Raw genomic sequence first — 5,465 nt, 5'->3', positions numbered from 1 at the left:
ACTAGTATCGCGTAAATGAGATCTTTCACGTGGCTTGGTGTTACTTCATCCTGGTCGACCCGGGTTCGTGGGGTTGACGCAGCAGCTGCGGGCTGAACTGTCCAGTCGGGCGCGGATGGTGTTGTGGCGGGACGAGGGCCGCAGCGCAGAGGAGGTCGCGGTCCTGGCCGGGGTGTCGCGTCCGCCGGTGAACACCTGGGTACGCCGCTACCACGACCACGGCGTGCCCGGTCTCGCCGATCGGCCCCGTTCGGGTAAGCCGGCTGAGGTTTCCGGGTCGGTGCGGGCACGGATCCTCGCGCTGACCCGGATGACATTGCCGGAGGCGACCGGGCTGACGCGGCTGGTCGAGCCGGGAGATGGCCGCGTTCCTAGCTCGGCACGAGAACATTCGGGTGTCGCACAACTTCATCGCCGACCTGTGGCGCCAGCACGGGCTCCAACCGCCGGTCCGGCACCTTCAAACTCTCCCGGGATCCGGGGGTCGCCGACAAGGTCGTCGACATCGTCGGGCTGTACCTGAACCCGCCCGACGGGGCTGTCGTTCTCTGTGTCGACGAGAAGACGAAGGTGCAGGCGTTGGACCGGACCCAGCCTCTGCTGCCGATCGACTTCGACCGTACGGAGAAGCGCACCCACGACTACGTCCGGCACGGCACGGCACGACGAACCTGTTCGCCGCCTTGGACGCCGCACCGGCCCAGGGGACCGCTCGTTGCTGCCCGAAACGACGCGGCATCGAGTTCCTGGCATTCATGAAGACCGTCGCCGCAGCCTACCGCGACCGCAAACCGCACGTCGTGGTCGACAACCTGTCCGCCCACACCACGGACGAGGTGAACAACTGGCTCGGCAGACATCCCCGGATTGTCTTCCATTTCACCCCCACCGGCTCGTCGTGGTTGAACATGGTCGGGATCTGGTTCAGCATCATCACCCGGTAGGCCATCCGACGCACCAACAACGACAAGTAAACGATCTCAATTACGCACACTAGATCTGTGAGCCGACCGCCTCCGCTACGTGCGCCCGCGCCGCCGCCACCTCATCTGCAAAGTCTGGTTCCGGATCGGCATTCGCGAGGATGCAGTCGAGGGCGCGAAGGTCATCGCGTAGCCGGCTGGAGTGGACGCCCCGCGCGTCTGCCAAACCCGCCTGTATCGAGGTCAATCCACCGGTGAAATCGCCGTCGCGTATCTGAAGGGAGGCGATCCGAATCATGGTGAGGGCCCGCGATCTGGCAGCTTTCACCGGATGGTGGGAGTATGCGGACTGCAATCGATTGATAAGTTTATCCACCTCCTTGTGTCCACCGGTCGTTATGGCGATGTCGAACAGGGCATGGCCAGCATCACCGAGAATTTGTCCAACATCGGCGTAGTAGCCCCAAACCGGATCCTCTGGCCCATCCGATCCGCTGGCCGCGAACTCTTCATCGCATAAGGCGACCGCGCGGACGCAGGCTGGTCCATCGTGGCTTCTTGCATGGGCGCGAGCCTCTACGATCCGAACCGCCGCCCGTCCCAGCGGAGGAATCTCACCCCAATCCGAGCGGGCAAGGCCAACCACATTATGAGCATCCGAGACCTGCCCGACGTACGTGAGATGTCTGCCCAATGTGGTGGCCGTGTGTGCCCGTTGCTGCACGTCCTCGGCTTCGCTTGCCATCTGGATCGCCATCATGAGGTACCGCTGGGTTGTCGGGGGCTTGTCGCCTGAATCGAAGCATGCCCATCCGGCAAGGTCGGCAAGCCGAGCCGCCGTTGACAACCAGGTCCGGCGTACCGTTTCCGTTGTCGACGCCTGACGGGCGACCCGGCAGGCCCATTCGAGCTGTCCGGCCATCGCTGCACGGGCGAGTCCACCACCGTGCTGGTGGTCCCACTCCTCGAACAAGGCGATGCTGCGTTGAAGCGCCTCGACATGAGGCCACTCGATCCTGGCCGGTGCCTGCAATTCGGATCCGGACGTCCACGGTCCCGGAAGCTGAGCAAGGTCACCCGGCAGCTTGCCGAACCATGCATCCGTCATGTGCTGACGAGCGGGGATCGCGCCGCCCTCGGTGCGTCGAGGGCTGTAGAGGCCGAGATCGGCGTCTGCTGCTGCGCCGAGCACCTGGCGGATGGCAGCGCGCCGTTCGTGGCTGGGCCAGCGGTGTTCGCCGCGTTCGAGTTTGCCGACCCAGCGCTGGTCAACATAGTGAGCGGTGAGGCTTCGTCCGGGGTAGAGGCGATCGAGAGCGACGTTGATGGCGTTGGCCAGTTCGGCCCGGGACAGATGCTGGCCGGGCCGTTGTGGCGATGCCAGGCGCTGGCGGGCCTGGACGAGCAGTGTGTTGGGCGTGATGACGGTGTCGGGATGGCGGGGCAATCTCGCCTCCTCTCAGGCTGGTCGTGCCGTTCCCTGTTCCGGCATTCCTGCTCCAGCAGGACGGCGAGATGGTCGTCGATTGACTGCGCAAGGCTCGCCGGCAGGGCTTGGCCCGCGCATCCGTAGCCGGCCCACCGGCCCGGGGGCCTTAGCGGAAGTCGCAGTAGACGATCGTGGCATCGTCATGGATCTTTCCTCTTGGCCATCGGCGACCACGAGGGTCGCTGTTTTCGGCATCGCGAACCTTGCGGAGCAATGCTGAACAGCCGGTGGTACTTACCAACTCGGCCAGCTCGTCCCAGGTCATCAGTCCGAATCTGTCTGCAGGACGGCTCGCGCCGTCACTGAGGAGTAAGAGCCATTCGGCTCGACTTCTATCTACCTCTCCGGTGAGCGCTTCAGATGCTGCCTGCGGATCTGCGGCAGCGACCCAGAATCCGCCTGGATGGTTGCGGTACGCACGAAGGGTCTCGACATATGCGCGACGGGCGTCATCGTGGGCGGCCGTGTCAGCGGGAACCGCATCCATGGCGCCGCGGTGGCGACGTCCTGTATCGGCTTCCCGCCCATCACTGATTACATGCTGGTTACCCAGTTCTTTGATGACGAGCACCGAATCCGCCAGCACGAGGTATCGCAGGCGGAACCCATCGGCGGCGACCATGACAACGGTCGATGATGGGGTGCCTGGGTGATTGAGGTCGCAAGTCGTGTTGTGGGACGCGGCGACGTGGTCTATGGCGTCGGCCAGGATCTGCGCGAGGCTCGACGAGGGCTGGTGCGCCAATCCTGCGATGAGCTCGGCGCCAAGCCGCCGTACATACCAGGCAACTCCGTGGATGCAGCCGCCATCGTCGACGCCGGACAGTCCAGCGCCGTCGAGCAAGACGACACCGTTTGCGGTCGCTGCGGCGAAGTCCTCGTTCTCGTGGCCCGGGGCGGGTTCAGTTGCGATCGTTACGCGCATGGCGCCGGCGCTCCCACATGCCAGTAAATGGGAGTTAGTCGGTCTACGCGCACCGGCTCTCCTGTGTCTGGGGCGAATTGCGTTCCGACGAGCATCGAGAAGCAGCGGTCCGCTGTCTCCCGATGCAGCTCGTGGATTGTGGTAGTTATCAGATGGACGACGCCGAGAGAACCTTGCGGATGTATGCCGGTGAATATTATGAGTGTTCCCTTACCGTCGAGGCGGGGAAGGCGGCCGAGGTAAGCGACGTCCCAATGCCGAGTGGGCATTTCATCCAGGCCGGAACTGTGCACAAGACCGGTTTCGTTGTCACGCAGGGTCCAGATCCCGCTCGGCGTCGACTCGAACCGTATGCGTGAGTCTTGATCGAGGACGGCGGCGGTCCGTCGAGACAGCCTGGGTCCGCAGATGACGACGAGGTTCTCTCGATTGAGATCGACCTCACCGCCAATTGGAACGGTTTCGAATCGCGCGTCGAGCGCGAGCCTCTTGGCGAGATCGCCGAGACGTTGTGCGCCGACCACATCTTCAAGCGCTACGACTGGCCGGGCACGGATGGCCTCTTGCTTCAAGGGAGTGACTACGGTTACCGAACCGTTGCCGAGGAAGGCCGAAGCTTTGGTGTCGTTGATCCTCTTACGGGGCAGAGGAGGCCGCGGTTCATGGCAGCCTGCGGTCCCGGCCGTGCGTCGTGGGATGTACAAATCGAGGTCGGTGTCGTCGGCTGCACCGAAGACATGCCGCAGGGCTGCGCGACGCTCGGGGCTGGGCCAGCGATGTTCCCCGCGTTCCAGTTTGCCCACCCAGCGATGGTCGACGTAGTGGGCGGTGAGACTTTGCCCGGGGAAAAGCCGGTCGAGGGAGGCGTTGATGGCATCGGCTAGTTCGGTTCGGGACAAGGGTTGGCCCGGCCGTTGCGGTGACGTCAGGCGCTGGCGGGCCTGTGCGAGCACGGCGTTAGGCGTGATGACGGTGTCGGGGTGGCGCGGCACTTCGCCTCCTCTGCAGGCTAGTCGTCACGTTCAATTCCGTCATCCACGGCTCACCAGGGCGGCGAGATGGTCGTCGAACGACTGCGCAAGGCTTGCCAGCAGAGCTTCCCCTTTGGCTGCGGTGCCAGCCGACGGCCGGCCGATGACTCCGGTCTTTGTGTACGCGCTCATCCCGTGAACGAGCAGCATTGGCCGGTCGTCCGCGGCATGGTCGCCAGCATCGGATTCCTCGCCGACTGCTCGGGGCTGTGCGTACAGCAGGATGGACACTTCCAACTCACCAGCGTGCATGTCGTGGTGGGCGTCGCTGTCCAGGCGTGCGTCTTGCCGGGCCTTGGCCCAGTCGCTGCGGGTGGGGAACAGCGTCATCGACCCCGACGTTGTGGCATTGGCCGTCTGCACGATGTTGGACAGTACGTAGTTGCCTCCATGGCCGTTGACGATGGCCAGCCGGGTGATTCCGCTCGCACTGAGCGAGGCCCGGGTGTCCTCGACGATGGCCGAGAGGGTTTGGTGGCTAATGCTGACGGTGCCGGCCCAGGCGGCGTGTTCGTGCGAGCAGGACAGCGTGATTGGCGGCAGGACTAGGACGTTGTGCCGCCGTGCGATGGCTGTCGCTATTGCGGTGGCGACGATCGTGTCGGTGGTCAGGGGCAGGAAAGAACCGTGCTGCTCGAAGCTGCCGACGGGTAGCACGGCGACGTCAGGTGCGCTTGCGGCGACGTCGGTGCTGGTGGTCAGCGGCAGGAGGTTCATGCGGTCATCTTGTCACTGGCTTGTCACCGCGATGCGGTGCCTGTCGACGAAGGCCCGGGCTGTGGGCAGGGCAGCGTGCTGGCGTAACACTATCGCGAGTGGCTGGGTAGCGCGGATGGCACGGTAGGAGGCCGTCTCGTCCGCGAGCCGCAGCGCCGTCATGCCGCAGTCGGCAGCGCGTTCGGGGTCGTCGTGCAGGTAGCACTCGGAGAGGTAGGCGTGCCAGAGCCCGGCATCGATTGGCGCGATGGCGTCTGGGACGCTGAGAAGTTCCTCGAAGATTGCGGTGGCGGAGGCTAGGTCGCCGAGCAAGCGCCGGCAGCGGGCATCAACCGCGGTAACGTAACGCAGGTCGCAGTGCCGGGCGTAATCGTCCTCAC

The 5,465-nt window shown here is 64.6% G+C and carries 6 protein-coding genes and 1 pseudogene; 3 read left to right on the top strand and 4 right to left on the bottom strand.

Features of this window, described 5'->3' with window-relative positions; translation table 11 throughout:
• Positions 1-115 precede the first annotated feature (115 nt).
• Positions 116-256 (top strand): annotated as a pseudogene (locus Van01_RS33695) (helix-turn-helix domain-containing protein); the annotation flags it as partial.
• Between the two features lie 103 nt (positions 257-359).
• On the top strand, positions 360-944 hold the full coding sequence (locus Van01_RS33390; RefSeq protein ID WP_308442441.1) for a transposase: 585 nt from the start codon (positions 360-362) through the stop codon (positions 942-944).
• A gap of 49 nt (positions 945-993) precedes the next feature.
• Here Van01_RS33390 and Van01_RS32555 read toward each other — a convergent pair whose 3' ends face one another.
• Together Van01_RS32555 and Van01_RS32550 are read right to left on the bottom strand one after the other, a co-directional pair.
• Positions 994-2,370: a helix-turn-helix domain-containing protein gene (locus Van01_RS32555; RefSeq protein ID WP_204015783.1), complete on the bottom strand. Its 1,377-nt coding sequence runs from the start codon at positions 2,368-2,370 to the stop codon at positions 994-996.
• Positions 2,371-2,518: 148 nt separating this feature from the next.
• The gene (locus Van01_RS32550; RefSeq protein ID WP_204015781.1) at positions 2,519-3,337 is read right to left on the bottom strand and encodes a hypothetical protein; all 819 of its coding nucleotides are present in this window, start codon (positions 3,335-3,337) and stop codon (positions 2,519-2,521) included.
• A gap of 362 nt (positions 3,338-3,699) precedes the next feature.
• Between Van01_RS32550 and Van01_RS32545 the strand changes: the two genes are divergently transcribed.
• Positions 3,700-4,221 (top strand): hypothetical protein, encoded by a 522-nt coding sequence (locus Van01_RS32545; RefSeq protein ID WP_204015779.1) that lies wholly within the window; start codon positions 3,700-3,702, stop codon positions 4,219-4,221.
• 147 nt (positions 4,222-4,368) lie between these two features.
• On the opposite strand, the gene Van01_RS32540 is transcribed toward Van01_RS32545, so the two are convergent.
• Complete coding sequence (locus Van01_RS32540; RefSeq protein ID WP_204015777.1) at positions 4,369-5,085, bottom strand: creatininase family protein; 717 nt, start codon at positions 5,083-5,085, stop codon at positions 4,369-4,371.
• Between the two features lie 12 nt (positions 5,086-5,097).
• Positions 5,098-5,465, bottom strand: a 368-nt coding sequence (locus Van01_RS32535) for a hypothetical protein (protein ID WP_373306318.1), incomplete at its 5' end; no start/stop codon positions are given.

Source organism: Micromonospora andamanensis, from assembly GCF_016863495.1.
Lineage (GTDB): Bacteria > Actinomycetota > Actinomycetes > Mycobacteriales > Micromonosporaceae > Micromonospora > Micromonospora andamanensis.
Note: the sequence above shows the minus strand (reverse complement) of the source record. Positions and strands in the feature narration are given on the sequence as shown.

Bases quoted from the DNA above. Each gene is read 5' to 3' on its own strand.
- Van01_RS33390 (WP_308442441.1), top strand. From the start codon at position 360: ATGGCCGCGTTCCTAGCTCGGCACGAGAACATTCGGGTGTCGCACAAC.
- Van01_RS32550 (WP_204015781.1), bottom strand. From the start codon at position 3,337: ATGCGCGTAACGATCGCAACTGAACCCGCCCCGGGCCACGAGAACGAG.
- Van01_RS32540 (WP_204015777.1), bottom strand. From the start codon at position 5,085: ATGAACCTCCTGCCGCTGACCACCAGCACCGACGTCGCCGCAAGCGCA.